This is a genomic window from Corynebacterium gottingense, from assembly GCF_002285125.1.
In the GTDB taxonomy this organism is placed as follows: domain Bacteria; phylum Actinomycetota; class Actinomycetes; order Mycobacteriales; family Mycobacteriaceae; genus Corynebacterium; species Corynebacterium gottingense.
On record NZ_NSGN01000003.1, the window covers coordinates 164858 to 190399 of the forward strand.

Consider the following 25542-nt stretch of genomic DNA (forward strand, 5'->3'; position numbering starts at 1 on the left):
TTTGGCTCTCGATGGAACCGGGGGCGCCTTCGCTGCGTCTAATACTGCATGAACGTATTTGAACTCGACGCCACATATGTCCGCTCCCACACCGATGCGCTGCGCAATGACGCAGCATCGCTCTCGCCCCTGTCCGAACTGCCCATCCCCGCCACCGGCCCGCTCGCCAACTTCGCCCGCGCCACCGCTGGCGCCATCCGCTGCTCCAACGGCAAGGCCGAAGAGCTGCAGGAGGCCGCCCGCCGGATCGCGGGCAACATGGACCTCACGCTGCAGGCAGCCCACTGCGTAGACGAGACCACGGGGCTCACCCTGGAGGGCGCGCTATGAGCACAGCAACGCCATCGCCCCTGACCGCGTTCGCCCAACATCCCACCTTCACCGCGGTGCGCGATACCGCGCGGGGCTCGTGCATCGACCCGCTTTACGCGGCCACGAAGATCTTCGCGTCCTGCCCGGAGATCTTCCCGACGCTCCCGCCGTTTTCCACCCCGCAGTTCGCCGCCTTCGACCCGCTCGCCAGCGTCGTCGGGGCGGATGCCGGGCGCTACCGCGACGCGGTCACCGCGCTGACCACGCAGCGCGACGAGATCAGCGACATGGTCGTCACCGGCACCACGCTCGTCGCCACCGCGGTGGCCGAGCTCGTGGACACCGCCATCTCCATGGTCCGCAACGCGTCCGCCGCTGCCGCCGCAGCTGCCGTCGGCGGTCCGCTCGCGCAGCTCTCCGCCGCCGCGCCCGTGGTGATCACCGGCCTGCTCAAGGCTGGCGCGATCCTGGAAACCCTGGGCAATGACCTCGACGGCCTCGCCGACCGGCTGAACCAGACGACGCTGGCGATGCACGCCCAGGAGGCGCTGGTGGCGTCGCCGGTCGCGCAGGAAGCGCAGCGCACGCTCGGCGAGCTGGTCGATCGCTCTCCCCTGGCCGCGATCCGTCCCACCGCCACCCCGGTGCCGGAAACCCGCCCGGCGGCGCAGCCGATGGCGGCGAGCGTGGGCGGCGGCGAACCCGGCCCCGCGGGCGATGCGACCCCGCCAGAGCTCGGCGAACCGGTTAGCCCTGCGAGTACGGCCGGGTCCGCTGCGGTGCAGGCGGCGAAGTCGCAGATCGGCACCCCGTACACCTGGGGCGGCAGCCAGCCCGGCGGCTTCGACTGCTCCGGTCTCACCTCCTGGGCGTACGGGCAGGCCGGCGTGGACATCCCGCGCACCGCAGCGGAGCAGGCCGTCGGCCAGCAGGTGGCGTACGAGGACCTGCAGGAAGGCGACCTGGTGGTGTGGGACGGCCACGTCGCCATGTACGCCGGCGACGGGATGATGATCGAGGCGGGCGACCCCGTCCAGCTCAATCCGGTGCGCACCGAGAACATCGGCATGCCGTTCCGCGGCTTCTGGCGTCCGACGGCGTAGCCGGAAGGGGCAGCGGGTTGGGTGCGTCGCGCGCAGCGACCTTTAGTAAAGTTTGCGTTCATGAGCACGCGCGCGATCCTCCCCGTCAAGATTTCACTGACCCAGGGCGACTTCTACACCCTGTGGGCCCCGACCTGGAAGGAGCACGGCTCCGAGTGGCAGGCGTTCCTCGGAGACGACCAGTCCATCCTGGTGTTTAATTCACCGGCCGAGCTGCTGGCGTACATCAATACCCACGCCGAGCACGACCTGACGGACCACCCGAAGTGGGCGCACTTTAGCGGCCAGGGCGACGACCGCGTCGTGCCGGACGAGAAGCACACGTTCGACATCATCGGCGCGCCCGAGTACTTGGCGGGGCGCCCGAGCCACGTCAACGTCTCGTCGCTGGGCGGCGTGCTGCAGATCGCGCGCTCGCTGGCGGACGTAGCCAGCGCGGAGCACGCGCAGATCTTCTTCGCCTCGCACTCGGTGCTGGGCAACGTGGCGCGCGGCGCCGACCACTACGCGGGCGAGAACGGCATGGACGAGTGGACCGGGCTCGGCCACGTCATCCTGGCCAACTGGAAGGAGGTCGTGGAGTCGCTCGATGGCGCTGTGCGCTTGGTGTCGGCGGATGAGCTGGATGCTGTGGCCGTCGATAATGCGACTGCAGCGATCGAGTCCGCCCAGGCGACGCGCGCCGCGAACAAGGAGCGCGAGGAGGCGGCGGAGAAGGAGCAGGCCGCCGCGGCGGACCCTTACGACGCCACGGTGTGGGCCAACGCCGGCATCGACCCGGTCAAGATCTCCATCCAGGGCAAGAGCGTGTACACCCTGCGCACCTACCTCGGCTCGGCCCCTGTGTTCATGGGCAAGTACGGCGAGATCATGACGTTCCCGTCCACGAAGCACCTCGGCCGCTGGATCCTGCAGAACGACGAACACGACCTGGCCTCCGTGTCCACCTGGCCGGACCTGGTCAACGCCGCCAACGCTGGCGACCTGAAGGTGGAGGTCCACCCGGACAACTCCTACTCGTTCAACGGGCTTGCGCAGGACATCGCGAAGGGGGTCGACGCCGTGGACACCCAGCAGATGGCGAAGGCATACGAGCTGCTTGCCGACGCCGCCGACTGGGCCAAGGACGACTCGCTCAATTCCTTCCTGCTGGCCAACCCGCGCTTCCAGGACTACCTGGCCTACATGCTCGGTTCCACCGAGGCCGCAGGCTACGTGCCGTCCGCGCCGTTTACGGATAAGGCACAAAGCTGGACGGAGATGGAGCAGCAGCTCATTAAGCGCTTCTCCAAGTTCTAGAAAGCTTCAGGCATCCCACGCCATGACCCCAGATCAGGTCGATCCCCTAATCACCACTATCTACCGTTGGTTCGACGTCTCCGGTGTGCTGCTCATGGGCATCATCGGAGGAACCCTAGCCCGCCACCGCGGCTACGACATCATCGGTTTCTTCTTCATCGCCATGCTGTCCGCCCTCGGCGGGGGCATGCTTCGCGACGTCCTAATCAACCAGGGCACCGTCGCCGCCATGAACCAACCCGAGTACCTCATCTTGGCGTTCACGGGCGCGCTCATCGCCCGCTTCACCTACTTCAAGGGCAAGGCCTGGGAGCTCTTACAAAGCCACGGCGACGCGTTCGTCTCGGCGCTGTGGGCCGCCACGGGCGCGGGAAAGGCGATCACGTACGGCCTGCCCATCCTGCCCACGATCATGATGGGTGTGTTCACGGCGACGGGCGGCGGCATGATCCGCGACGTGGTCACCGGGCGCGAGCCGTCCATTTTCGGCGACAACCAGCCGACGGTCATCCCGGCGGTCGCCTGCGCGCTGATCATGCTGCTGGGCAACGCGACCGGGTTCCTCGCCGTGGGCATGGTGCTGGGGCCGATCGTCAGCTTCGCGCTGTTCCTCGCCGGCTACTGGGGGAATTGGCGCGTGTCCACCAACCCGGAGTACGCCCCGGTGAATGAGACCGCGGTACAGGTGGCGCACCTGGCCAAGAAGGCGGAGCACCGCTCGCGCGCCGTCGCCCGCGAGCTGGAGCCGACCCGCGTGCGCTCGTGGCGCCACCGCCAGATGGAGAAGGCGCTGCAGCGACGCATCGAAAGCGAGGTGCGCAAGGGCAAGCGCCGCGCCACCGCACAGACGGAGGCGGACGATTTCCTGCAGGAGTTCACCCACGAGTTCTCCGCCATCGACCCGACGATGCTGGACAAGGCCGAGCAATCGCCTCGCGACGCCACTGAGCCCGCCGAACCCGAGAGCCTCCTCGACGGCCTGGGCGTGGACCTCGCCGGCGACTCGTACGACGACGACCCAGCCCCCGAGGACCGCCGCCCCGCCGACGCCGACACAATTGCAATGCACAACGACATGCTCGATACGATCCTCGCTGACGACAAGCTCACCGACGAGCTCATCGAGCGCCTCGCCGCCCGCTACGCCCAGAACGACGAGTAGCGCCGCCCGCGCGTCCGTCCGCGGGCCCGTGGCAGGCAGCGCGTACGATCATGCGATGTGTTTGTGCAACGGAGAAGTGTCGCTGCCGTGGCGGTGGCGTCGATAGCCATCGCGGTGCCTGCCGCCCCGAACCTGGCGGTCGCGCAGGAGACGTCCACGACTGCGCTCACCCCAGGCCCCGGCCACTTTGACGAGTTTGGCAACTGGGTCCCACCGGTGCGCGACCGCGCCCCGGACACCGACAGCTGCCCGAACGCGCAGCGGCCGTCGGAAGCAATGTCCACCTCCGAGCGGCTCGCGCCGGGCCAGCCCACGCCGACGCCGCCGCCGCAGGTCTACGACGGCCCCTGCGGCGTGATCGTCCCGCCCGGTTATGCGGTGCCGAGCGACGTGTACGCCTCCGCCTGGGCCGTGTTCGACGCCGACTCCGGCGAGGTCCTCGCGATGAAGGACCCGCACGGGCGGTACCGGCCGGCCTCGATTATCAAGGTCCTGCTCGCGCTCGTGGTGATCAACGAGCTCCCGCTGGACCAACAGGTCCCGGTCTCGGAAGCGTCTGCGAACCAGGAGGGCTCGCGCGCCGGCATTGGGGCGGGCGGCACCTACACCGTCAGCGACCTCCTGCACGGCCTGCTCATGGCGTCGGGCAACGATACCGCCCACGCCCTCGCCCAGGCGATCGGCGGCGACGACGCGGCGCTGCGCAAGGTCAACGCGCTCGCCCAGGACCTCGGCATGCGCGATACCTACGTCGCGTCTTACTCCGGTCTCGACGCCCCCGGCATGTCCACCTCCGCCTGGGACCTGTCGCTGGCCTACCGCGCCGCGTTCCAGAACCAGACCTTTGCCAGCATCGTGGACACGGATTCCTACGAGTTTCCCGGCTTCGATGACCTGCCCGGCTTCCAGCTCTGGAACGACAACCAGCTCTACCTCAACGACCCCGAGGGCATCGGCGGCAAGACCGGCTACACCGACGACGCCAATCACACCTTCGTCGGCGGCGTGCACCACGACGGTCGCCGCCTCGTCGCGGTGCTCCTGGACACCACCGTCGGCGAGCACCGCGCGTGGGGCCAGGCCCAGGAGCTCCTCGCCGCCGCCTACCCCGTCGCCGCGGGCCAGGGCGTCGCATCGCTTGACGACGCCACCGCCCCCTCCACCTCGCCCTCCACCACTCCCCTCGCTCCGGGTCCGGACGAGGGGGCGTCGACAAGCACTGATGCGCAAAAAGCGCCGGCGACCACCCCGTGGAAGTCCATCGGGATCGTCGCCGGCGTGGCCGTGCTGGCGCTGGTGGCGCTGGCGCTTAGCCTCGGGTCAAGAGGGACACCACCCCGACACCGACGGCGCCGATAGCCGCGCCGACACCGAGCGCCTTGCCGGTGTTGGAATTCTGGCGGGCGGCGCCGGAGCGCACGTTGATCACGGCGGGCTCCGGCACCTCTGCGGGCGCACGCTTCAGGCTCTCCTGGGTCGTCGCGGTCCACGCGGACACGTACAGGACGACGCGCCAGATCAGGTAGAGCACAACCATCAGGGAGATCAGCGGGCCGAAGATGGCGCCCGCCGGGTTGCCGGTCATCGCGCCGATGATGAGGCCGGCGAACTGCTTGATCACCTCGAAGACGATCGCTCCGAGCAGCGCGCCCTGCATTCCGGACTTCACCGGCACCTTCGTGCGCGGCAGGAACATCACGACCCACAGCATGACGAGGAAGTTCGCCAGGATGCCCACGAGCAGCCCGACGACCCACACCAGCACGCGCGCACCCGGGACCTGGTCCAGGCCGACGTACTCGAGCAGTTGGTCCGTCCAGCCCGAGACACCGAGCGCGGTGACGGCGAACGCGACGACGAACAGCACAATCAGGCCGATCAGGCCAACGAGGTCCCACAGCTTCTTCGACACGAAGCCACCGCCCTCGTTGGCGTCCAGGTTCCACATCGCGGACACACCGACGCGCAGGTTGTTCATCCAACCGAGCCCGGACCACAGGGTGGTGAGCAGGCCGATGCCGGCGACCGCGCCGCGCTGATCAATCGCGGACTGGATGAGGTCATTGACCATGCTGCCCATGTCGCCCTCCAGGCTCTCGCTGACCTGGTTCTGGATGTCCTGCATGAGGTCCGGGCGGGCGTTGAGGAAGAAGCCAAGGCCGGCGAAAACCAGCATCAAAAGCGGGAAGAGCGAGAGCACGGAGAAGTACGTGATGCCCGCAGCGTAGTGGTTGCCGCCCTGGGCGCCGAAGCGGTCGTTCATGCGCAACAGGTGGCCAACGGCGGGCGCCTTCTTCTGCACCTCGTCCATTGCGCCGTCCTGCTGCTGCTTCGTGGCACGCTCAATGCCGTGCTCGTCGGTGTACGCCTTGGACGGCGACGTCGATGTTGCCATGCGGCAATCCTTCCTCACTCAGTGGACTGTTGTCAGCACCACAATCGTAGAGGAAGCGTTGGGGCGTCGATACTTGATGCCCCGTGTGGTGCTAGGCGCGCTTGAGAAAACCGGTCTTCTCGTAGACATCGGCGAGCAGCGGCGCGGCGACCTCTCGGGCGCGCTCCGCACCGCGGGCGAGGATGGCCTCGAGCTCCGCCTGGTCCGACATGAGCTCGTCGTAGCGGGCGCGCAGCGGGGTGGTGAACGCCTCGAGCGCGTCCGCCGTGTCCACCTTGAGCGCGCCGTACCCCTGGCCCTCGTAGCCGGCGACCAGGTCATCGATGGACTTGCCCGTCAGCGCCGACTGGATGACCAGCAGGTTGGACACGCCCGGCTTGTTCTCCTTGTCGTAGGCGATGACGCCGTCCGCGTCGGTCACGGCCGAGCGGATGCGCTTTGCCGACGTCTTCGGCGCGTCCAGCAGGTTAATCAGGCCCTTCGGGTTCTGGCCCGACTTGCTCATCTTGGAGGTCGGATCCTGCAGGTCATAGATCTTCGCCGCGCCCTCCGGGATGAAGCCCTCCGGCACCACGAAGGTCTCGCCGCGCTTGGCGTTGAAGCGCTCCGCCAGGTTGCGCGTCAGCTCGAGGTGCTGGCGCTGGTCCTCGCCCACCGGCACGAGCTGCGGGGAGTACAGCAGGATGTCCGCGGCCATGAGCACCGGGTAGGTAAACAGACCGACCGAGGTGCGGTCCTGCCCCTGCTTCTGGCTCTTGTCCTTGAACTGGGTCATGCGGCTGGCCTCGCCAAAGCCGGTCAGACACTGCAGCACCCAGGTCAGCTCCGCGTGCTCCGGCACGTGCGACTGCACGAACAGGGTGGACTTCTCCGGGTCGATGCCCAGCGCAATCAGCTGTGCGCAGCCGGCGATCGTGCGCTGGCGCAGCTCCTCGGGGTCCTGCTCCACCGTGATCGCATGCAGGTCCGGGATGAAGTAGAACGCCTCATATTCGTCCTGCAGGTCGATCCACTGCTTCAGCGCACCGAGGTAGTTCCCCAGGTGGTAGGAGTCGGCGGTGGGCTGGATTCCGGAAAGGACGCGTTTCATACACCACATATTAACCCGATACGTAATCGAGGGAACCGGGGGTTCTTTATCGCTACGATGAAGCCCACGAAAAGAGCAGCGATGACTGTAAGTAACCGCCCTGAGACAGTTCAGGATGCCAAGGGAGAACATCCGCACCGTGGCTAGACTTCATTCGAGAAGCTGATCCTCAAGAGAACACGAGGGCAACGGCAGATCCGCGTCACTGATGAAATGCGTCGCATCGTCTCGTTTGATTCCTCAACGTGCGTATCACTGCCCTCCAGCTCGACCCGATCAGCCCGCTCCAGAGCTTCGGCCACCAGATCATCGCCGACTGCTTCGGCGGTGACGTCTCCGTTGGCCTGGCCAGCCAGAACAAAAAGGGCACCGTACGGCTGTCGCTGACCGAAGCCGGTCGCACAGACCCTCTCCTCGGCCCCCTCATCCTCGAGCCGGTTGTCGTCGAATCCCACCACGACGCAGTAGTGTCACTCCCGCCCGGCGCGCAACTACTCGGTTCGAGTGCTCACTGCCCTATCCAGGCAATGTGGCTCGACCCCATCGTTTCGGTGCAGTTCTCCCCCGAATGCGCCCCTGATGTCGCAGGTCAATGGGCCGCACGCAGCAATTACGACGCCACCACCGTCGCCCACGATCTCTCGCGTCACGTCGACCGCCTCACCCATACCGGCGACACCCTCGCCACCGGCTCCTTCCATGCCCCCCCCAGGTGTGGCGGTAGTTGCGGTAGGTATTTCAGATTTCGCCTACCACTTGCTCGACCCGACCAGTAGTACAGGGATGCAGCACTGCTAGAAATCAGCGCTGACAAGCAGCTTTCGCGACCTAACCGGCCCTACCGGCGCGTTGGAAAATTTGGGGGTTGACACGCCAGCCTTGCTGGTTCTATGGTTACCCACATGAGTGGTAAACCCATCTACCAACAGATTGCCGATGAGTTACGTGACCTCATCGGCGCTGGCGCCCTCGCTCCCGGCGACCGGGTGCCGTCCACCAACGAGTTGTCCGCCTATCACTCCGTCAACCCAACAACCTCCGCCAAGGCGCTCACCGAACTATTCGACGAGGGCCTGCTGGAAAAGCGTCGCGGGCTCGGCATGTTTGTTCTAGAGAGTGCGCGTGACCAGGTATTAGGTACGCGTCGCGAGGCATTTGCCCGCAACTTTGTCCAACCGCTTGTCCATGAGGCCAACCAGCTCGGCATCACCACCGAGGAGCTGGCCGCAATGATTAAAAAGGAGCGCCCCCAATGAACCCCGGCTTCTACGCGCTGGTCGGTCCAAACGCCGCCGGCAAAACCCACTTCCTACACACACTCATGGGCCCGCACGCCGCGTTTGTCCCGGCTGGTGCGGACGCGAAGTTTGCGGGCACGACCGTAGACGACCACCTGCGCGCGGTCGCGGCCATCCACCCACATGCAGAGCTCGACTTCCCCAACACCCGTATCAGGGACCTCTCCGTTGGGCAGCGCCGACTCCTCACCATCGAGGTAGCCCTAGCCATCGGCAAGGACCTGTTACTCCTCGACGAGCCGTTTGACGGCATCGACACCACCACCCGCAAACAGGTCCGCCAACGGCTGATTGACTACATCGCGGAGAACCCGCAGCGCAGCGTAGTGATGGCGTCGCATCGCGCCGAGGACTTCGCCGGTTTGGCCACCCATGTCATGCAGACATTCGATCACGAGGTCTCGCGCCCTGTCCCACTCGACGACGCCCGCCTGCGTTTTCCGACGGTCACCGGCCCCACCGCCGAGATCAAAGAACTTATCGCCCGCTTCCCTGTTGCGGAGTCAGCGAGCCTCGGGCCGACGACACGCGCCACTTTCACCGAACCCATCAGTGAGAACGATGTCCACCTACCCATCGAGTACCCGGACGATGCCGAACTCATCGACCTCCTTGCGACAGAAAGGCCCGCACGATGAAACTCTTCCTCAGCCCCTTCAAGCCGCTGTCCTACCTGGTGGCGTTGGCCGTATTACTAATCCTGGCCCCTCTGGGCCGTTTCTACAGTGGAGACGGTTCCTTCTGGACCATCTTCGGAGGCTTCGCCCTGACCGCCCTATTTATCCACGCTGGCACGCAGTGGAGCGCGTTAAACCAGCTCGGCGCGAGCTTTTCCGCGTGGATGAACTCTGCAACAATCACCGCCGTCATTGCGGCGGTGATACTTGGAGTGTCCACCGCGGCATCCTCGATCTACAACCAGTTCAAGAACCCGTACTACCAGCCCTATGACCTGTTCCTATTCACCAACGGCGCAGACGTACCCTGGACGGACACGAACGGCGATGCCTACATCATGGCGAACGCCGGGCAAGACACCACATCTATGACCCTGACGATGCTGCTCCACATCGCGTTCTTCTTCGTGGCTGCCATCGTGGGGGTTGCGCTCGGTTTGGTCTACGCCTCCTACGGCACCGGGCGCGGCCTCATCACCGCTTTCTCCACCTTCCTCATCGCGGTGACACTGTGCTGGACTATTGAATCCCATATAGGTGAGTGGTACACCGCCGCAGTCAGTGGCATGAGTGCCGCATGCCTGGTCACACTCGCCGTCAGCGCGGTGGCGTTTCGTAGCACGAAGCGCTTCGTGCCCTAGCAACCACTCGCCCCCCCTACCGCTCCAACCACTCCGAGCGCAGCAGCCCGTGGCGGGAGCAGCAGGCCTCCCACCCAAACGGGCTGATTTTCACCACCATGCGACGCTCGCACACCGGGCAGATGCGCGGCGCGTCATAGGGGCGGTTCGGGTTCACGGGCAGCTGAATCTCGCCGGACAGGATGGCGTCGGCAAGCTCGGTGCTCTCCGGCACGCGCATTAGAGGGCCTTGATGGTGTCGTAGACCGCGCCGTGGCCGGACTTCATCTTCTGGCCGACCGGGGTGATGCCCAGGTCAAGCACGCGGTCGACGGCCTCGCGGTCCTGCTCGATCGGGCGGCCCAGGGTGGTCAGGTAGTTGCCGCCGATGATGGCGTTGGCGCCGCCGAGGAGGCCGGCCTCGGTGCCGTCGTCGCCGAGCGCGAGCTCGGTGCCGCCAGCGAAACGCAGCTGTGCGGTCGGCATGGCCAGACGGAACGCGGCAACAGCACGCAACGCCTCGCCCTGCGGAACCAGCGGGCGGTCTTCAAACGGGGTGCCCGGGCGCGGATCGAGGAAGTTCATCGGGACCTCGTGCGGCTGGATCTCCGCGAGCTGGGTGGCAAACTCGGCGCGCTGCTCCAGGGACTCACCCAGGCCGATGATGCCGCCGCAGCAGGTTTCCATGCCCTCGGCCAGCACGTACTCGAGCGTGTTCTTGCGCTCCTCCCAGGTGTGGGTGGTCACCACGTTGGGGAAGTAAGACTTCGCGGTCTCAAAGTTGTGGTTGTAGCGCGACACGCCCATCTCCTTGAGCTGGCGCGCCTGGTCCTGGGTGAGGATGCCCAGGGATGCGGAGATGGAGATGTCCACCTCGTCCTGGATGGCCTTGACCGCGGCGGCAACCTGGTCGAGCAGCTGCTGGGTCGGCCCCTTCACGGCGGCGACGATGCAGAACTCAGCCGCGCCCATCTTCTCGGACTGCTTGGCAGCCTCAACGAGCTCGTTGATGTCCAGGGTCACGGCGCGGACCGGGGACTCGAACAGGCCGGACTGGGAGCAGAAGTGGCAGTCCTCGGGGCAGCCACCGGTTTTCAGGGAGATGATGCCTTCCAGCGACACGTCAACGCCGCAGTGCTTAATGCGGGTCTCGTGCGCGATCTCCAGCAGCTCCTGGAGGTCCTCGTCAGGAACCTGGAGGACCTGCAGGATCTCCTCCTGGTTCAGACCCTCGCCCTTCTCCAGGGCCTTTTCGCGTGCAATATCAAGAATAGGTGCGTGTGACATTGGTTAAACTCCGTTCTCAATGTAATGACTGCCAAAAGGCTACCGCATTGCTTGAACAGTGTTCAGGTGTTGCCCCAAAAATCCCCCGCGTCCCCGAATCTGGGGGCGGGGGTGCGCGATGTCAGGATCACTCGCCGTCGGAGCGCTTCCGCTCGCTCCTGGGCGGCAGCTTCATCTTCTTCAAGCCCCGGTACGCGGTGCGCGCGCCCGGAATGTGGCGAGCGCGGTGATACATGAAGGTGGTCAGGGCGTATCGCGGGTCGTACGCCGCGGCGGCCTCCTCGTCGTACTCGTAGACCGGCAGGCTCCAGCCCCGCTTGAGCGAGAACAGGCGCACCCCGAGCACCGCGACGAGCGTTACTAGGATGACCGCCCACTCGTGGACGCCCAGCCAGGACAGGACCCACCACACCACAACACCGATGACGGCGGCAGAGGCGTACATCTCCTTGTGGAAGACGAGTGGGACGCGGTCGGAGAGGACGTCGCGAAGCACACCGCCCGACACGCCCGTGGTCACCGCCGCAACGCACGCGATGATGAAGCCGTGCCCGTTCTCCACAGCAGTTTGGATACCCAGCACGGCGAACGCCGCCAGGCCGATCGCATCGGCGACGAGGAAGCTGCGCCGCAGCCGCACGAGCAACCAGCTCACCCGCACCGTCACCGCAGCCGCGACGATCACGGTGACCAGGTACAGCGGCTGCTCCACCCACGTCAGCGGGTACGTGCCGAGCAGCACGTCGCGCACCGTGCCGCCGCCCAGCGCGGTCAGCGCGCCGAGCGTGATCACGCCGAACAGGTCCATGCGCATCCGGCCCGCCGCCACCGCCGCCGTCATCGCCTCGGCCACGATGCCGATGACGTAGAGGATGGAGACCAGGTTCGCGGTGCTGAAGTTGGCAACATAAGAAGCGATCATGCGCCACCCCCGTCGGCGTATTCCACCAGCAGTGGAGAGTGGTCCGACCAGCGCAGCTCCACCGCGTCGGCCTTTTCCACCCAGCTGCCCCGGGCCCGGGCAAGCATGTCTGCGGTCGCGGCCTGGTAGTCGATGCGCCACCCGGCGTCGTTGTTAAACGCCTGTCCGCGGTAGGTCCACCACGTGTACGGCGCAGCTTCCGGCGACAGGCGACGGGCCACGTCGAACCACGCTGGCTCCGCCGCAGCCGTGCGCGGCGCCGCACCCTCGGGACCGTAGTCGACCGCGCCGACCCAACCGGCGTTCGCCTTGTCCTCTATATCCTGCGCCTCATCGTCCGGGAATGCGCCGAAGACCGAGTCCATAAACGCGCGCTCCGACGGCAGGAAGCCGGACTTCTTGCGGTTCGTCTTCCAGTTTTTCAGGTCCTCGCGGCGGTGGCAGATGTTCCAGTCGCCGCCGATCACCATCTGCGGGTGCTGCGTGGCCCACTGCGCAAGCAGCGGCTCGAACTGGTCGAGGAACTCGTACTTCTCGTCCTGCTTCGCGGTCTCCGCCGCGCCCGACGGCAGATAGAGGGAGGCGACGCGCGTCCCGCATGGCAGGGTCCCCGCCAGGAACCTGCCAGCGGTTTCGAATCCGGGGATGCCCGTGTGGACGTCGATAAGCGAATGCTTCGACAAAATGCCAACCCCGGCCCTCCCCTTCGCCTCAGCGGGCGCAACTACCAGCTGCCAACCCTCATCGAGGGCGGGGGCAAGCGCCGCGTGCGCCTGCTCCTCCGTCGCACGGACTTCCTGCATCAGTACCACGTCGGCGCTGGTGTGCTGCAGCCACTCAAGCATGCCCAGGTTGTCCTCGTTGCGGACCTTCGTCGCGGCCCGAATCCCGTTGACATTCACAGAAGCGATAGTGAGACTCATGCCCCCGAGACTACCTTTTACAGGACAAGCGGTATGTAAACGCTGTACGCTGAGAGGTTGAGTACTGCCAACCAGAAAAATGAGGAGCACAATGGCTAAGATCATCTGGACCCGCACCGACGAGGCGCCCCTGCTGGCGACCTACTCGCTCAAGCCGATCGTGGAGGCGTTCGCTTCCCAGGCAGGGATCGATGTGGATACCGCCGACATCTCGCTCGCCGGCCGCATTATCTCGCAGTTCCCGGAGCGCCTCACCGATGAGCAGAAGCTTGACGACGCATTGGCGCAGCTCGGCCAGCTCGCCAAGACGCCCGAGGCGAACATTATTAAGCTGCCGAACATCTCCGCATCTCTGGTGCAGCTGAAGAAGGCCATCGCCGAGCTGCAGGCCGCCGGCTTCGACCTGCCGGAGTACGAGGAGGCACAGGAGAAGTACGACGCCGTCAAGGGCTCCGCTGTGAACCCGGTGCTGCGCGAGGGCAACTCCGATCGCCGTGCGCCGGAGGCTGTGAAGAACTACACCAAGAAGCACCCGCACTCCATGGGCGAGTGGTCGAAGGACTCCAAGACCAACGTCGCCACCATGGATGCCGGCGACTTCCGCCACAACGAGAAGTCCGTCATTATCCCGTCCGAGGACACCCTCACCATCAAGATGGCCGACGGCACTGTGCTCAAGGAGGGTCTGAAGGTCCAGGCCGGCGAGGTCATCGACGCGACGTACATGTCCGCCGCTGCGCTCGACGCATTCCTGCTCGAGGCCGTCAAGCGCGCCAAGGAAGAGGGCGTGCTCTTCTCCGCGCACCTGAAGGCCACCATGATGAAGGTCTCTGACCCGATCATCTTCGGCCACGTCGTGCGCGCCTACTTCAAGCCCGTCTTTGACAAGTACGGCGAAGAGCTGCTCGAGGCCGGCCTGAACGGCGAGAACGGCCTCGGCGCAATTCTCGACGGCCTGTCCGAGCTGGAGAACGGCGAGGAGATCCGCAAGGCGTTCGAGCAGCAGCTTGTCGACGGCCCGTCGCTCGCCATGGTGAACTCCCACAAGGGCATCACCAACCTGCACGTGCCGTCGGATGTGATCATCGACGCCTCCATGCCGGCCATGATCCGCACCTCCGGCCACATGTGGAACGCCGACGACCAGGAACAGGACACCCTGGCCGTCATCCCGGACTCCTCCTACGCCGGTGTGTACCAGGCCGTGATCGACGACTGCCGCGCCAACGGCGCCTACGACCCGACCACCATGGGTACCGTCCCGAACGTCGGCCTCATGGCGCAGAAGGCCGAGGAGTACGGCTCCCACGACAAGACCTTCAAGATCCCGGCCGACGGCACCGTCCAGGTGGTCAACTCCGCAGGCGACGTGCTCATCGAGCACGACGTCCAGGCGGGCGACATCTGGCGCGCCACCCAGACCAAGGACGCCCCGATCCAGGACTGGGTCAAGCTTGCCGTCAACCGCGCACGCCTCTCCGGCATGAAGACCATCTTCTGGCTCGACGAGGAGCGCGCCCACGACCGCAACCTCATTGAGCTGGTGAACAAGTACCTGGCCGACCACGACACTGAGGGCCTGGACATCTCCATTCAGTCCCCGGTCGAGGCCACCAAGACCTCCATCGAGCGCATCCGTCGCGGCGAGGACACCATCTCCGTGACCGGCAACGTGCTGCGTGACTACAACACGGACCTCTTCCCCATCCTCGAGCTGGGCACCTCCGCGAAGATGCTCTCCGTGGTCCCGCTGATGGCAGGCGGCGGCCTGTTCGAGACCGGTGCCGGCGGCTCCGCCCCGAAGCACGTCCAGCAGGTCCAGGAAGAAAACCACCTGCGCTGGGACTCCCTCGGCGAGTACCTTGCGCTGGCTGAGTCCTTCCGCCACGAGAAGAACACCAACGGCAACGAGCGCGCCGGTGTCCTGGCCGCCGCGCTGGACAAGGCCACCGAGCAGCTTCTCGACGAAGGCAAGTCCCCGTCCCGCAAGGTCAACGAGATCGACGACCGCGGCTCCCACTTCTGGCTGTCCCTGTTCTGGGCCGAGGCACTCGCCGCCCAGACCGACGACGCCGAGCTGGCCTCCGCGTTCGCCCCGATCGCCAAGGACCTGCGCGCCAACGCCGAGCAGATCGACTCCGAGCTGCTCGCCGCACAGGGTTCCGCCGCTGACCTGGGTGGCTACTACTGGCCGGACGAGGAGAAGACCACCGCGGTCATGCGCCCGTCCGGGACCTTCAACAAGGTCATCGACGCGCTGAAGAAGTAGGCGCTCGGCCATTCCGGCCCCGGTTGCTGCGTTTTCGCGGTGGCCGGGGTTTTGGTTTGCGGCTCTTGACCTGGCCTGTCAATATCGCACTACGTAGCCTCAGAAGCGTAGCCCCTAATGCGTAGCCTCTAGAACGTAGCCTTTCGAGTAAATCATGTTTGAGTTGGCCAAAGTTTTTCCGTTTACTCGAAGGGCTACGTTTTAGGGGCTACGCTTCTCCCGCTACGTTTTAGCTTTCGTGTCAGCCGCATCAACGTAGCCTCCGCCGCACCGCTTTCTGCTGCCCCACCAGAGTGTCGCGCACTTCTTGCACAAACGTCTCCGGATTTCTGCGCAGGAAGCCCGGCGAGTACCGCAGGAACACATACCCCTGGTTCGCTATCCGCTTTTGCCGGCGAAATTCCTTCTGCCTCACCTGTTCTGCGTCTGGGCCTTGGTATTTCACCTCACCATCGATCTCGATGAGCAGCCAGCCATCGATGCACAGATCGGCATACCGCCCAGCCACCTCATACTGCGTTGTCACCGGACCAATTCCTGCTTGGATGAGCAGCCCACGCGCGAGGGATTCGTACGGTGAATCGGAGTTGGCTACCGCGTGGTCCAAACATTTTCTTACCGTACCGATTCCCTTGGCTCTTCCGAGCAAGGCAGCATGTGTATGCAGCATCTCCAGATCGAACCCTCTCCGGAGTAGGTAGTCGGCCGCCACGAGTCCCTCGACGAATCCGTGGTAGCGGGCGATGTCAGCGAAAGTGCGGAAACCGGTTGTCAGTCGGTGCCCGTCAACGTCGCCAATGTCCATCGGGAGCAGTTTCGATCGACGAAACACCAGGCCCTGACTACGATCTCTGTTGGTAGAGACACCCCCGGATGGCAAGGCGAGCTCAATGTGTTCCGCTGACGTGCTAATGACCCACATACCGTGCATCCGCGCAGCCGAACGTCCAACTAGGATCGCGCTGTTACTTGTCCTGCCAGCGGCTTCGACGCGCAGCCATTGCCGCTCATGGTATCGCAGCTCCTCCCACACGCTACGCGGGTAGTAGATCACTGAGCTCAGCGCCAAATAGTGCTCAGCGAGATACACGAGTGCCTCCCGCGACAGCGCGCGCTTATCGACGATCCCCCGCCGCAGCTCCCCCTTCCGTGCTTCCCACCGCCGCAGTTCGACCTGGTTTTCTCTGTCAATCCCCATACCTAGTTTGACGAAGAAAACCAGGTCCAGGTTCCCTCACTTCGCGGAAACCTACCCCGCGTTGCGCAGCGCTGTGGCGAGCCCGTTCATGGTGACCTGGATGGTCTTGGAGACCAGGAACGTTTCGTCGCCGGCGCGGTAGCGGCGAAGCAGCTCGAGCTGGACGGCGTTGAGCGGCAGCAGGTAGGGGTAGCGACGCTTGAGCGAGCGGGCCTGCCGCTGATTCTCGGCAACCAGGTCCGTGTGCCCGGTGATACGGAAGTACACCTGGCGAGTGCGCTCGAATTCGTCGGAGATGAGCCCGAAAATCCGCTCGGCTACCTCGCGGTCCTCCACCAGGTCGGCATAGAGGCGCGCCAGCGACACCTCCGCCTTCGCCATCACCTGCGCCATGTTTGCCATTACAGATCGGAAGAAGGGCCAGTCACGGTAGAGTTCGCGCAGCTCGTCCCAGCGTGCTTCGCTCTCGCCCGCCCAGCGCTCCACCGCGGTACCGACGCCGAACCAGCCGGGCACGTTGGTACGCGACTGCGCCCAGGACAGGACCCAGGGGATTGCTCGGAGGTCGGAAATCGCCGTGGTCTGCTTACGGGAAGCGGGGCGGGAGCCGAGGTTAAGCTCGCCGATCTCGTGCAACGGCGTGGACTGTGTGAAGTAGTCGATGAAGCCGGGGTCACGGACGAGCTCGTAATACTTCTCGCCGGAATACGATGACAGCGCGCGCATGATGTCGTAGGCACGCGTGGGATTGGCAATCGGCTCGGTGTCCAGCAGCGACGCCTCGAACGCCCCGGCCACAAAGGCCTCGAGGTGGCGACGCGCGGTCTCGGGCGAGCCGTATTTGGCGGAGATGATCTCTCCCTGCTCGGTGATGCGGATCGAGCCGTCAACCGCGCCCTTGGGTTGAGCGAGGATGGCGTCGTAGGTGGGCCCGCCACCGCGGCCGACCGCCCCGCCACGGCCGTGCGCGAGCCGGAGGCGGATGCCGTGGCGGTTGCAGAGTTCGACGAGAGCGAGTTCGGCGTCGTAAAGCGCCCAGTTGGCCTGCAGGTAGCCGCCGTCCTTGTTGGAGTCGGAGTAGCCGAGCATGACCTCCTGCACGTCGCCGCGTTCGCGCAGGTAGTCGCGGTAGAAAGGCAGCGACCACAGGTCCTCGAGGATACGGGCGCCGTGCGCGAGGTCGTCGATCGTTTCAAACAGCGGCACAACGTTGACCGCGTCGAGCCCAACCTCTTTGAGCAGCACCATTGGTTCGAGGATGTCGGAGACGGCCCCGGTCATAGCGATGATGCACTGGGCAATCGCGCCTTGTCCGAGGTCGCGAACGGCGCGTGCTGCTGCGGTGAGGATGCCCATTTCCTTGCGCGTGGCGTCGCTAAGCTGCACCTCGGCGCGCAGCAATGGTCGCGGTGTACGCAGCTCTTCGACGAGCACCTCCACTCGGTCCTCCTCCACGAGCTCCGCGTAGTTTTCGCAGACACCGGCTGTCGCGAGCACCTCCGCCACGACCGCCTCGAAGGACTCGGAATTCTGCCGCAGATCCAGCGTGTACAGGTGGAAGCCGAAGGTGGTCACGGCCGAGCGCAGACGCGCGAGACGGTCATCGGCGATAATCGCGCCGCCGTGCTCGCGCAGCGAGGCGTCGATGCAGTCCAGGTCGGCGAGCAGTTCCGCGGGGTCGGCGTAGGGCGCATGCTTGTCGACGCCCACCTGCTCCCCCGCCAACGCCGCGCGCGTCGCCGCAACGCGGTGCCGGATCCCGTACACGGCGCTTCGGTAGGGCTCGTCCACGCGGGACTCGGCGGTATTGTTGGCGGCGTCAGCGAGCTCGGCAAGCTCTGCCGAGCAGGTGGAATAGCGGTCCGACAGCGAAAGTTCGCGCTCCAGGTCGGCCAGCTCGTCCAGGTAGTGCGCCAGCGCTGTGTCGGCGGCCTGGCGAGTGGCGTAGGTCAGCGTTTCCGCGTTGACGTACGGGTTGCCGTCGTGGTCGCCGCCGATCCAGGAGCCCGGGCGAAGGACCGGGGTGAGTACAGGGGCGGTCCCGGTGGCGTCGGCAAGCAACTGCTGGATGGCGCGGTTGAGCTCCGGGATCTGCTCGAGCAGCGAGAGTTTGTAGTAGCGCAGGCCGACGTCAATCTCGTCTTCGAGGCGCGGGCGCGCGATGCGGATGAGGGCGGTCTGCCACAGCAGCGTCATGCGCAGCTCCATCTCGCGCTCGATCGCCTCGGGATCGGCGCCGGCGTGAAGCTCGCTGAGCAGGCGTTTGATGCGTGTCTGGGTGTCAAAGACGGTGCGCCGACGCGTCTCGGTGGGGTGCGCGGTGAGCACCGGCGAGACCTGCGCGCCGGCGACCAGTTCGGCGACCCGATCTGCGCCAACCTCGCGGTCGTGCAGGTGCGCGAACGTGTTGCGCAGCGATACCGGGGCGGGGACCTTCTCGTCGTCCAGGTCCTCGACAAGGTTGGTCAGCAGCGCGAAGTGGCTAAACGCGCGGGCGACAAGGTTCATCTTCGCGGTGTCCAGCCCGCGGAGCACGGTGAGCAGGTCATCCGGGGTGGCGTCGCCGTGCGCGATGTCGAAGGCGGTGCGGCGGGTGGATTCAACCAGGTCGAAGACTTCCTGCCCCTCCTGTTCGGCGATCACCCGGCCAAGCACCCGCCCGAGCAGTCGGATGTCTTCACGGACGTGGTCTGCGGGTTGGGTTGGCACGTGGTGTCTCCTTACAGCTTCGAATTCTTAGGCGGTGTCCGGCACACCATCTAATGTAAACCAGATCACATACCCGCTCACCGCAACGCACATCACACTTCCACGAGCTGGGTAAACTGCCTCAATTTTATTCAGCCATTTAACACGCAAAATAGACAGCTTGGTACACAACGGGCCGACCGCACGTTACGGTCGGGAGCCATGAGCAACTACGACAACTCCAACGCCAACGAGTGGGCCTTCGCCACCCGCTCCATCCACGCAGGCCAGCCCGTCGACTCCGATACCGGCGCGCGCAACCAGCCGATTTACATGACCACCAGCTACGTCTTCGACGACGCGCAGCACGCGGAGAACCGCTTTAACCTCTCGGACGCGGGCCCGATTTACACACGCCTGACAAACCCCACCCAGCAGGCGCTGGAGGATCGCCTCGCTTCCCTGGAGGGCGGCGTCGCCGCCGTCGCCTTCGCCTCCGGCATGGCCGCGGAAACCGCCGCGATCCTCAACCTCGCCTCGGCCGGCGACCACATCGTTACCTCCCCGCGCCTCTACGGGGGCACCGAGACGCTTTTCCAGGTCACGCTGCCGCGCCTGGGCATCAATGTCACCTTCGTAGATGACCCGGACGACCCGGCCAGCTGGCAATCCGCTATCCAGCCGAACACGAAGGCGCTCTACGCGGAGACCTTCGGCAACCCGATCGCTGACGTGCTGGATATTCCGGCCGTCGCCGAGGTCGCGCACGCCAACCAGGTCCCGCTGATCGTAGACAACACCATGGCCACCGCCGCGCTCGTGCGCCCGCTCGAACTGGGCGCGGACGTCGTCGTAGTCTCCACCACCAAGTTCTACACGGGAAACGGCGCGGCCATCGGCGGCGCGATCATCGACGGCGGCTCCTTCGACTGGACCGTCCAGCGCGACGGCAAGGACGTCTTCCCCTACTTCACCACCCCGGACCCGGCCTACCACGGCCTGAAGTACGCAGACCTGGGCGCACCCGCCTTCGCGCTCAAGGCCCGCGCGGGCCTGTTGCGCGACACGGGTGCCGCGATTTCCCCGTTCAACGCGTGGGTCGCGCTGCAGGGGCTGGACACCCTCCAGTTACGCGTGAACAAGCACAACGAGAACGCGGCTGCCGTCGCGGAATTCCTCGCCGGCCACGACAAGGTGGCCAAGGTCAACTACGCCGGCCTGCCGGATTCGCCGTACAAGGCGGTCAAGGACAAGCTCGGCCTTGCCCACACTGGCTCCGTGCTCTCCTTCGAGGTCGCGGGCGACCCGGACGATCGCACCAAGGCCTGGGCGTTTATCGACGCCCTCAAGCTGCACTCCAACCTGGCCAACATCGGCGACGTGCGCTCCCTGGTGGTCCACCCGGCCTCCACCACCCACTCGCAGTCCAACGCGGAGGGGCTCAAGCGCGCGGGCATCAGCCAGGCCACGGTCCGCCTGTCGGTTGGCATCGAGGACATCACCGATATCATCGACGACCTCAAGCGCGGATTCGCGGCGATCTAGGCGGTCCCATGTTCACTCTCGCTCCAGAAGGCCAGCTCGCCACCGTCGACATCGGCACCCTCCGCACCGAGACAGGCGCCCAGATCGACGAGGTGCACATTGCTTACCGACGATGGGGCGAGCCGGCCGGTGACCCCCACGGCACCAACAACATCCTGCTTGTCGAGCACGCACTGACCGGCGACCCGGACGCCTCCGATTGGTGGTGCGAAGCGATCGGCCCCGGCAAGGCGCTGGACACCGACGAGTGGTGCGTGATCTGCACCAACGCCCTCGGCTCCTGTTACGGGTCGACGGGTCCGGCGTCCCCCTGCCCGGGCGGCACCGGAGTGTGGGGCTCCCGCTTCCCCGCCGTCTCCATCCGCGACATGGTGCTGGCCGAGCACCGCTTCCTCGAAGCCCTGGGTATCTCGCGCGTGCACGCGATCCTGGGCGGCTCGATGGGCGGCGCCCGCGCGCTGGAATGGACGCTGCTTTACCCGGAGCAGGTGGACTACGCGCTGGTGATTGCCGTCTCCGCGCGCGCAAGCGCGTGGCAGATTGGGATCCAGACGGCGCAGATCACCTCGATCACGCAGGACCCTCACTGGCAGGGCGGCAACTACCACGGCACGGGCCGCGCCCCGGACGCGGGCCTGGCCGCCGCGCGGCGTCTGGCCCACCTCACCTACCGGGGCGAGCTGGAGATCGACGAACGCTTCGGCACCTCCGCCCAGCCCGGCGAAAATCCGCTCGGCGCCTACCGCGAGGACGGCGAGCGCTTCGCCGTCCAGTCGTACCTGGAGCACCAGGGGCGCAAGCTCACCGAGCGTTTCGACGCCGCCTCCTACGTCACCCTCACCGAAGCACTCAACCGCCACGACGTGGGGCGCGGACGCGGCGGCCTCAACAAGGCGCTGGCCTCATCAACCGTGCCCACCATGATCGTCGGCGTGGACACCGACATCCTCTACCCCTACCACCAGCAGGAACACCTCTCCCGCAACCTGGGCAACCTGCTGGCTATGGCGAAGCTGTCCTCGCCCGTCGGTCACGACGCGTTCCTCGTCGAGGCGCGCCAGATGGACCGCGTCCTGCGCAACTTCATCGCGCTGACCCGCGAGGCCCCGTCCGCGCACGACATCGCGGCCGCCCGCGGCGACTACGACATCTAGGTCGGGGCTCAGAGGTCGCGGAGGGTCACGTGGGCGTCGTCAAGCGAGGCGATGAGCCCGCGCCCCATACCCACCCAGCCGACGGGCACGGCCGCGTCCAGCGCGATCCGCTGGTGCACGTGGCCGAGCGCCCAGGCGTCGTAGTCGCACGCCTCGAGCTCCGCGACGTCGCAGGGCAGGCAGGCGTTGTTGGAGTACTCACCGGTCACAGAGGTGTGTAGGAGGCCGAGGTTGGGCGCGCCGCTGATACGCGAAGGGAACGACGGCACCAAGCGCCGCGGGTCGCGGTCGACCTCGACGGCGGCGGTATGCAGCGCCCACCCGCCCGCGCGGATCGTCTGCGGCCGAGTGCCCGCCACCGCGACTCCTGGAGGGATCACTGCGGAGAGGTCGTGGTGGACGTCGTGGTTGCCGGCGATGAAGACGGTGGTGTCGAACAGCTCGAGGGCGCGGGCGAAGAAGCGCGTGACCTCGCCGAAGGTGGCGCTGGTGAAGCGGGAGCGGTCGATGACGTCGCCGAGCATCACCATGTGCCCAGCCCCTGCCTGCGCCCCGCGCTGCAGCGCTTCGAGCGCCCACTCGATGCCGGGACCAGTTTTCTTCGCGCCGGATTGCGGGCGGCCAAGGTGGATGTCTGCCAGGACGAGGATTGGAGCGGTCATTGCCCCAGGCTAACGCGCGTGGCGGGACTGCCACCAGCGCACGAGCACGAGCACGAGCGTGGAGGTGCCCACGCCGATGAGCGTCATCGCCATCGCTTCGGCGCGGTGGCCCTGGTCGTACTGGTTCATGATCCACGGCGCGAGCAGGTTGATGTTGCTCGGTCGGATGAGCGAGGACATGACCAGCTCGCGGATGCCCACGAAGAATGCGAGCAGCCAGCCGGCGAACAGGCCCGGTGCGAGCAGCGGCACGGTCACGCGCGTGAAAGTTTGCGCCGGGGTGGCGCCGCAGATCGCGGCGGCCTCCAACATCGTCGGAGACATTGACGCCGCGGACGTCTTCACGTTCTGCACCGCCATCGGCGTAAACAGTACGGTAAACGCCATGACCAGGATGATCTGGGTGCCGTACGGTGTCCACGGCAGGTTGGGGGAGTTCCACAGGAGGATAAAGCCGATGGCCAGAACGATGCCGGGGACGGTGTCCGGGGCGACAGCGAGGAAGTCGGTGAGTTTCGCCACGATGGTGGAGCGCCGCATGGTCAGCAGCGTGATCGCGAGGGCGACCAGCACCGCGGTCGTCGCGCCGATCGCGCCGAGCACGATCGAGCGGGTGAGCGCCTCCTGCGCAGACGGCATGGACAGCACGATGGCGAAGTAGTCGAAGGTGAGGTTGTTCGGCGTCGGCGCCTTGGACCGCAGGATCGTCATCGCCGCCAGGACGATGGAGATGTACGGGATGAACACGGACAGGGCAAACACCACCATGCTGTAGACCCAAGCGAGGGCCATTGCGCTTTTCGACGCCCGCAGCCGCACCGGCCGCGACGCCCTTCCCCCTCCGGTCAGGTCTTTCCGGCTCGCCCACTGCTGGATGGCCCACGCTGTGACGCCGAGGGCGAACAGCACGGACGAGGTCGCGGCCGCGCTGCTGAAGCTCAGCGGGTCGATGGTCACGTCCTCGTAGATCGAGGACACGAGCACCTTGTATCCGATCGCGTTGCCCAGCGTCACCGGTGTGCCGAACTCGCCGGCCGCCTTGATAAAGACGATGAGCGCGCCCAACGAGTACGGGCCGACCACCATCGGCGCGATGATGCGGGTGAACTGCTGCCAGCGGGACGCGCCCGCCACCTGCGCCATCTCCAGCTGCGAGGCGGGGATGCCCTCGAAGCAGTTGCGCAGGATGAGGTAGAGGAACGGGAAGAGCTCCGCCGCCATGATGAAGCCCATGCCCCAGACGGAGTAGATGGCGTCGTGGGCGAACCCGCCGAGCGTCTCGCCGAGCAGCATGTCGGCCACGCCGCGCACGCGGGTGAAGTCCATCCACGCCATCGCCGCGGCGAACGGCGGGGTCATGAACGGCACCATGATGAGCACTTCCACCCAGCCCGCCTTGCGCATGGGGGTCCAGGCGCGGAACAGGGCGAGTGGGGCGGCGAAGAGCGTGGCGAAGAGGACGACGATGAGCGAGAGCACAATCGTGTTACCCAGGACCTTGAGCATGCCGGGCTCGACCAGCTCGCCTAGCGCGGACGGCTCATCGCGGTAGCCGGTCACCGCGGTGACCAGCACGGAGAGCAGCGGGGCAGCGACGAGGACGAGGAGAAGGAGCAGCACCACGTAGATGCCGGGGCCGTTGCCCCGCCTGGTGTTACGCCCCGGGCGCCGCCCCGCCCGCGCGTTGTTGCTTCCTGGCTCGGCCGACAGCGTTCCCGGCTCGGCCAGCGGCGTTCCCGGCGTTCCCGTGTTCAAGGTCGTCACGTACTTCCTCGCTCCTCGCGCAGGCGGCGCCAGTCGCGCCGCGGGTGGGTGTTACAGGTAACGCTCGGCGAACTGTTCGCGAACGTTCTTGGACTCAGCGGAGATGGCCTCCCAGTCGTCCGAGATCTGCGTGATGTCGTCCAGCTTCGGGCTTTCCTTCGGCTCGACCTCCGGGTTGGCCGGGATCATGTACTTGGACGCGGAGATCTGCTGCGCTTCCTCGGAGAACATGAAGTCGACGAAGGCCTGTGCTGCCTCCTTGTTGTCGGAGGTCTTCATGATCATCACCGGGCGCGGGGAGACCGTGGTGCCGGACAGCGGCAGGCTGATCTCCAGGGCCTCGCCCTTGTCCTTCTTGGAGTACGCGGAGTAGTCCACGCCGCCGAGCACGATGCCCTTGGAGCCGGAGGTGACCTTGTCCAGCGCAGGTCCGTTCGCGCCCTCGACGATCATGCCGTTATCAAACAGCTTGTCAAAGAGCTCCCAGGTCTTGTCCTCGCCCCACTCCGCAACCATGGCGGCGAGCAGATCGGCGGCGGTGCCGGACTCACGCGGGTCAGGCATGATGACCATGTCCTTGTACTTCGGGTCGGCCAGGTCCTCCCAGTCGGTCGGGGCCTCGTCGATGACGTCGGTGTTGGCCACCAGGGTCAGCGCGGAGCCGTCGCGGCCGTGGAAGGTGTCGTCCTGCGCGTTCCACTTCGGGTTGGAGTTCTCAATGTTGGCGGGCTTGTACGCCTCGAGCGCGCCGGCCTCTGCCTGCTTCGCGGCCGCTTTCCAGGACGCCAGGTAGACCACGTCGGCCTGCGGGTTCGCTTCCTCAGCCTTGAGCTTGGCGGTGATCTTGCCGGTGGTGTCGGCGAAGACGTTGACCTTCACATCGGTGCGTTCCTCGAAGGCTTCGACGAGGGCGTCGGTAAGCCCCTGCGGGTTCGCGGAGTAGTAGTCCAGCTCACCGGAGAGGCCTTCCGGGGCCTCCCACTTCTCGGCGGATACGGCCTGGCTCTCGGAGGCGCCTTCGGAGCCGGTGGATTCCGCGTTGTCCGCAGACTCGACGGAGCCGCAGGCAGTCATGGTGAGCGCTGCGGTCAGGCCGACGATGGCGGCAGCAATCTTCTTCATTGTTGTCTCCTATTTTTCTGTTCAGTGCTCGCAGGCCGGTCGGCCCAGGAGG

General features: G+C 66.0%; 23 protein-coding genes. 12 read left to right on the forward strand and 11 right to left on the reverse strand.

Annotated features, from left to right (window positions below):
- The first annotated feature begins 48 nt into the window (after positions 1-48).
- From CKJ82_RS04345 to CKJ82_RS04365, 5 genes are all read left to right on the forward strand, one after another.
- The gene (locus CKJ82_RS04345; protein ID WP_095537179.1) at positions 49-330 is read left to right on the forward strand and encodes a hypothetical protein; all 282 of its coding nucleotides are present in this window, start codon (positions 49-51) and stop codon (positions 328-330) included.
- Positions 327-1415, forward strand: coding sequence for a C40 family peptidase (locus tag CKJ82_RS04350; RefSeq protein ID WP_240510680.1), 1089 nt, complete (start codon positions 327-329; stop codon positions 1413-1415). Before CKJ82_RS04345 ends, CKJ82_RS04350 begins: the two co-directional genes overlap by 4 nt.
- Positions 1416-1475: 60 nt before the next feature.
- Positions 1476-2714: a SatS C-terminal domain-containing protein gene (locus CKJ82_RS04355; protein WP_095537180.1), complete on the forward strand. Its 1239-nt coding sequence runs from the start codon at positions 1476-1478 to the stop codon at positions 2712-2714.
- Positions 2715-2736: 22 nt separating this feature from the next.
- The gene (locus CKJ82_RS04360) at positions 2737-3876 is read left to right on the forward strand and encodes a trimeric intracellular cation channel family protein (protein WP_095277673.1); all 1140 of its coding nucleotides are present in this window, start codon (positions 2737-2739) and stop codon (positions 3874-3876) included.
- A gap of 63 nt (positions 3877-3939) precedes the next feature.
- Positions 3940-5235, forward strand: coding sequence for a D-alanyl-D-alanine carboxypeptidase family protein (locus CKJ82_RS04365; protein WP_240510681.1), 1296 nt, complete (start codon positions 3940-3942; stop codon positions 5233-5235).
- On the opposite strand, the gene CKJ82_RS04370 is transcribed toward CKJ82_RS04365, so the two are convergent.
- Together CKJ82_RS04370 and trpS are read right to left on the reverse strand one after the other, a co-directional pair.
- The gene (locus CKJ82_RS04370) at positions 5186-6271 is read right to left on the reverse strand and encodes a YhjD/YihY/BrkB family envelope integrity protein (protein ID WP_095537181.1); all 1086 of its coding nucleotides are present in this window, start codon (positions 6269-6271) and stop codon (positions 5186-5188) included. The two genes, CKJ82_RS04365 and CKJ82_RS04370, sit on opposite strands and share 50 nt — an antisense overlap.
- Before the next feature lie 91 nt (positions 6272-6362).
- Positions 6363-7370 (reverse strand): tryptophan--tRNA ligase, encoded by a 1008-nt coding sequence (trpS, locus tag CKJ82_RS04375; protein WP_095537182.1) that lies wholly within the window; start codon positions 7368-7370, stop codon positions 6363-6365.
- A gap of 236 nt (positions 7371-7606) precedes the next feature.
- Between trpS and CKJ82_RS04380 the strand changes: the two genes are divergently transcribed.
- The 4 genes from CKJ82_RS04380 (at position 7607) to CKJ82_RS04395 (ending at position 9977) form a co-directional block, all read left to right on the forward strand.
- Positions 7607-8137, forward strand: coding sequence for a type 1 glutamine amidotransferase (locus CKJ82_RS04380; protein ID WP_095537183.1), 531 nt, complete (start codon positions 7607-7609; stop codon positions 8135-8137).
- 126 nt (positions 8138-8263) lie between these two features.
- Positions 8264-8617, forward strand: coding sequence for a GntR family transcriptional regulator (locus CKJ82_RS04385; RefSeq protein WP_095537184.1), 354 nt, complete (start codon positions 8264-8266; stop codon positions 8615-8617).
- The gene (locus tag CKJ82_RS04390; protein ID WP_095537185.1) at positions 8614-9297 is read left to right on the forward strand and encodes an ATP-binding cassette domain-containing protein; all 684 of its coding nucleotides are present in this window, start codon (positions 8614-8616) and stop codon (positions 9295-9297) included. The genes CKJ82_RS04385 and CKJ82_RS04390 overlap by 4 nt, the downstream gene beginning before the upstream one ends.
- A complete protein-coding gene (locus CKJ82_RS04395; RefSeq protein WP_095537186.1) occupies positions 9294-9977 on the forward strand; it encodes a hypothetical protein in 684 nt (227 codons plus the stop codon). The genes CKJ82_RS04390 and CKJ82_RS04395 overlap by 4 nt, the downstream gene beginning before the upstream one ends.
- Positions 9978-9993: 16 nt before the next feature.
- Here the strand turns inward: CKJ82_RS04395 and bsaP are convergent, their stop codons facing one another.
- The 4 genes from bsaP to CKJ82_RS04415 all read right to left on the reverse strand — a co-directional run bounded on the left by bsaP (position 9994) and on the right by CKJ82_RS04415 (position 13088).
- A complete protein-coding gene (gene bsaP / locus CKJ82_RS04400; protein WP_095537187.1) occupies positions 9994-10197 on the reverse strand; it encodes a biotin synthase auxiliary protein BsaP in 204 nt (67 codons plus the stop codon).
- Positions 10197-11243, reverse strand: coding sequence for a biotin synthase BioB (gene bioB / locus CKJ82_RS04405; RefSeq protein ID WP_095277691.1), 1047 nt, complete (start codon positions 11241-11243; stop codon positions 10197-10199). Before bioB ends, bsaP begins: the two co-directional genes overlap by 1 nt.
- Positions 11244-11370: 127 nt before the next feature.
- Complete coding sequence (locus CKJ82_RS04410; RefSeq protein WP_095537188.1) at positions 11371-12165, reverse strand: trimeric intracellular cation channel family protein; 795 nt, start codon at positions 12163-12165, stop codon at positions 11371-11373.
- Entirely contained in the window at positions 12162-13088 is a 927-nt protein-coding gene (locus CKJ82_RS04415; RefSeq protein WP_095537189.1) for an exodeoxyribonuclease III, read from the reverse strand. Before CKJ82_RS04415 ends, CKJ82_RS04410 begins: the two co-directional genes overlap by 4 nt.
- 91 nt (positions 13089-13179) lie before the next feature.
- Between CKJ82_RS04415 and CKJ82_RS04420 the strand changes: the two genes are divergently transcribed.
- Positions 13180-15357, forward strand: coding sequence for an NADP-dependent isocitrate dehydrogenase (locus CKJ82_RS04420; RefSeq protein WP_095537190.1), 2178 nt, complete (start codon positions 13180-13182; stop codon positions 15355-15357).
- A 250-nt stretch (positions 15358-15607) separates the two neighbouring features.
- Here the strand turns inward: CKJ82_RS04420 and CKJ82_RS04425 are convergent, their stop codons facing one another.
- The gene (locus CKJ82_RS04425) at positions 15608-16555 is read right to left on the reverse strand and encodes a putative endonuclease domain-containing protein (RefSeq protein ID WP_095537191.1); all 948 of its coding nucleotides are present in this window, start codon (positions 16553-16555) and stop codon (positions 15608-15610) included.
- Between the two features lie 51 nt (positions 16556-16606).
- A complete protein-coding gene (gene ppc / locus CKJ82_RS04430; protein ID WP_095537192.1) occupies positions 16607-19264 on the reverse strand; it encodes a phosphoenolpyruvate carboxylase in 2658 nt (885 codons plus the stop codon).
- A 201-nt stretch (positions 19265-19465) separates the two neighbouring features.
- On the opposite strand from ppc, the gene CKJ82_RS04435 reads away from it, so the two are divergent.
- The gene (locus CKJ82_RS04435) at positions 19466-20788 is read left to right on the forward strand and encodes an O-acetylhomoserine/O-acetylserine sulfhydrylase (protein WP_095537193.1); all 1323 of its coding nucleotides are present in this window, start codon (positions 19466-19468) and stop codon (positions 20786-20788) included.
- Positions 20789-20796: 8 nt separating this feature from the next.
- Positions 20797-21942, forward strand: a complete 1146-nt coding sequence (gene metX / locus CKJ82_RS04440; protein WP_095537194.1) for a homoserine O-acetyltransferase MetX — start codon at positions 20797-20799, stop codon at positions 21940-21942.
- Positions 21943-21950: 8 nt separating this feature from the next.
- Here metX and CKJ82_RS04445 read toward each other — a convergent pair whose 3' ends face one another.
- The 3 genes from CKJ82_RS04445 to CKJ82_RS04455 are packed head-to-tail and all read right to left on the reverse strand — an operon-like array spanning position 21951 to position 25490.
- Complete coding sequence (locus CKJ82_RS04445) at positions 21951-22604, reverse strand: metallophosphoesterase family protein (RefSeq protein WP_095537195.1); 654 nt, start codon at positions 22602-22604, stop codon at positions 21951-21953.
- Between the two features lie 9 nt (positions 22605-22613).
- Positions 22614-24368 (reverse strand): ABC transporter permease, encoded by a 1755-nt coding sequence (locus CKJ82_RS04450; protein ID WP_240510682.1) that lies wholly within the window; start codon positions 24366-24368, stop codon positions 22614-22616.
- A 51-nt stretch (positions 24369-24419) separates the two neighbouring features.
- The gene (locus CKJ82_RS04455; RefSeq protein ID WP_095537196.1) at positions 24420-25490 is read right to left on the reverse strand and encodes an ABC transporter substrate-binding protein; all 1071 of its coding nucleotides are present in this window, start codon (positions 25488-25490) and stop codon (positions 24420-24422) included.
- Positions 25491-25542: the final 52 nt, after the last annotated feature.

What these genes read in the sequence shown, in the direction of transcription:
- CKJ82_RS04385 (WP_095537184.1), top strand. Translation starts at nt 8,264, where the DNA reads ATGAGTGGTAAACCCATCTACCAACAGATTGCCGATGAGTTACGTGAC.
- CKJ82_RS04425 (WP_095537191.1), bottom strand. Translation starts at nt 16,555, where the DNA reads ATGGGGATTGACAGAGAAAACCAGGTCGAACTGCGGCGGTGGGAAGCA.
- CKJ82_RS04360 (WP_095277673.1), top strand. Translation starts at nt 2,737, where the DNA reads ATGACCCCAGATCAGGTCGATCCCCTAATCACCACTATCTACCGTTGG.
- CKJ82_RS04350 (WP_240510680.1), top strand. Translation starts at nt 327, where the DNA reads ATGAGCACAGCAACGCCATCGCCCCTGACCGCGTTCGCCCAACATCCC.
- CKJ82_RS04420 (WP_095537190.1), top strand. Translation starts at nt 13,180, where the DNA reads ATGGCTAAGATCATCTGGACCCGCACCGACGAGGCGCCCCTGCTGGCG.
- CKJ82_RS04410 (WP_095537188.1), bottom strand. Translation starts at nt 12,165, where the DNA reads ATGATCGCTTCTTATGTTGCCAACTTCAGCACCGCGAACCTGGTCTCC.
- CKJ82_RS04370 (WP_095537181.1), bottom strand. Translation starts at nt 6,271, where the DNA reads ATGGCAACATCGACGTCGCCGTCCAAGGCGTACACCGACGAGCACGGC.
- CKJ82_RS04390 (WP_095537185.1), top strand. Translation starts at nt 8,614, where the DNA reads ATGAACCCCGGCTTCTACGCGCTGGTCGGTCCAAACGCCGCCGGCAAA.
- bioB (WP_095277691.1), bottom strand. Translation starts at nt 11,243, where the DNA reads ATGTCACACGCACCTATTCTTGATATTGCACGCGAAAAGGCCCTGGAG.
- trpS (WP_095537182.1), bottom strand. Translation starts at nt 7,370, where the DNA reads ATGTGGTGTATGAAACGCGTCCTTTCCGGAATCCAGCCCACCGCCGAC.
- metX (WP_095537194.1), top strand. Translation starts at nt 20,797, where the DNA reads ATGTTCACTCTCGCTCCAGAAGGCCAGCTCGCCACCGTCGACATCGGC.
- CKJ82_RS04415 (WP_095537189.1), bottom strand. Translation starts at nt 13,088, where the DNA reads ATGAGTCTCACTATCGCTTCTGTGAATGTCAACGGGATTCGGGCCGCG.
- CKJ82_RS04445 (WP_095537195.1), bottom strand. Translation starts at nt 22,604, where the DNA reads ATGACCGCTCCAATCCTCGTCCTGGCAGACATCCACCTTGGCCGCCCG.
- CKJ82_RS04355 (WP_095537180.1), top strand. Translation starts at nt 1,476, where the DNA reads ATGAGCACGCGCGCGATCCTCCCCGTCAAGATTTCACTGACCCAGGGC.
- CKJ82_RS04435 (WP_095537193.1), top strand. Translation starts at nt 19,466, where the DNA reads ATGAGCAACTACGACAACTCCAACGCCAACGAGTGGGCCTTCGCCACC.
- CKJ82_RS04455 (WP_095537196.1), bottom strand. Translation starts at nt 25,490, where the DNA reads ATGAAGAAGATTGCTGCCGCCATCGTCGGCCTGACCGCAGCGCTCACC.
- bsaP (WP_095537187.1), bottom strand. Translation starts at nt 10,197, where the DNA reads ATGCGCGTGCCGGAGAGCACCGAGCTTGCCGACGCCATCCTGTCCGGC.
- CKJ82_RS04395 (WP_095537186.1), top strand. Translation starts at nt 9,294, where the DNA reads ATGAAACTCTTCCTCAGCCCCTTCAAGCCGCTGTCCTACCTGGTGGCG.
- CKJ82_RS04345 (WP_095537179.1), top strand. Translation starts at nt 49, where the DNA reads ATGAACGTATTTGAACTCGACGCCACATATGTCCGCTCCCACACCGAT.